Source organism: Shewanella sp. KT0246, from assembly GCF_019654955.1.
GTDB classification, from domain to species: Bacteria; Pseudomonadota; Gammaproteobacteria; order Enterobacterales; family Shewanellaceae; genus Shewanella; species Shewanella goraebulensis.
Window position 1 is genome coordinate 1 of the sequence record NZ_BPEV01000161.1, and the last position, 430, is coordinate 430.

Below are 430 nucleotides of genomic sequence, written 5' to 3' on the forward strand. Positions count from 1 at the left end.
GGATGAAATCTATAAACCCATGAGAGAGAGAGGAAGGAAAGAAAAGGGGAGAAGAAAGGAGGGGGGAAAAGGGAAAAGAGAGAGGGAAGAGAAAAAGGGAAAAAAAGGGGAAGAGGGAAGAGAGAGAGAAAGAAAAGGGGAGGAGAAAAAAAAGAAGAGAAAGGAAAGGGAAGAAGGGAGAAAGGGAAAGGAAGAAAGAGAGGAGAGAGGAAGGGAGAAGAAAGGGAGAGAAAGAAAAAGGGAAAAGGAGGGGAGGAGGGGGAAAGGAGGAGAAGGGAAGGGGGAGAGGGAGGAAGGGGAAAGAAGGAAAAGAAGGGGAAGAAAAAAAGAAGAGGGAGGAGGGGGAAAAAGAAAAGGAGAGGGAAAAAAGGGAAGAAGAGAGGAGGAGGGGAAGGAGAGAGGGAGGGGGGGAGAGAGGGGGAGAAGGAAG

General features: G+C 48.8%; 1 protein-coding gene. It reads left to right on the forward strand.

Annotated features, from left to right (window positions below; all coding sequences use genetic code 11):
- Positions 1 to 430 (forward strand): hypothetical protein (locus K5Q58_RS21390; protein WP_220755757.1); only part of this gene is annotated, 430 nt, incomplete at both ends.